Origin of the sequence: Pseudomonas sp. SIMBA_068 (assembly GCF_046534705.1) — a bacterium.
In the GTDB taxonomy this organism is placed as follows: Bacteria; Pseudomonadota; Gammaproteobacteria; order Pseudomonadales; family Pseudomonadaceae; genus Aquipseudomonas; species Aquipseudomonas putida.
Window position 1 is genome coordinate 1 of sequence record NZ_JAWRYI010000043.1, and the last position, 571, is coordinate 571.

1 protein-coding gene is annotated in these 571 nt (G+C 62.5%); it reads left to right on the plus strand.

The window, feature by feature from the left end; translation table 11 throughout:
• On the plus strand, window positions 1–571 hold a 571-nt coding region (locus tag SB756_RS28050; RefSeq protein ID WP_410912745.1), incomplete at both ends, for an immunoglobulin-like domain-containing protein.

Here is a 571-nt window from a genome sequence, read left to right on the forward strand (position 1 = left end):
TCGGCGGCCGTACCTTCGAGAACCTGCAGCTGGGCGACGCGGCGAAGGTCAACGTCACCGACACCACCGACGAAGTCGTGGCAAAACTGACCGCGACCCCATCGGTAACCGAAGGTGGCGTGATCACCTACACCGTGACGCTGACCAACAAAGACGGCCTGCCGATCGACAAGCACGGTGCGCTGACCTTTACCCTGGACGATGGCAAAACCACCATCACCATCCCGGCTAACGGTACAACCGGCACTGCCACTGTCACGGCTCCGGACAACGTCTATACCGGCACTAACGCTCCGGTCGTGAAGGCCATCCAGTCGGTCACCGGCGCGGATGTCGGCAAGTTCGAGCAGCTGACGCTGGACAAGACCCCGGTCAGCACCGCCGTCACCGACGAGCCAGGTTCGGGTACTCCGGGCACTGGCAACCAGGGCGACCTGGTGCTGGTGACCATCACGGCCGACCAGACCTCGGTAGCCGAGAACGTCAAACCGACGTTCACCGTGCACATCAACACCGCCCTGGCCAACGACCTGGTCGTGACCCTGAGCAACAACGCTCAAGTCACCATCAA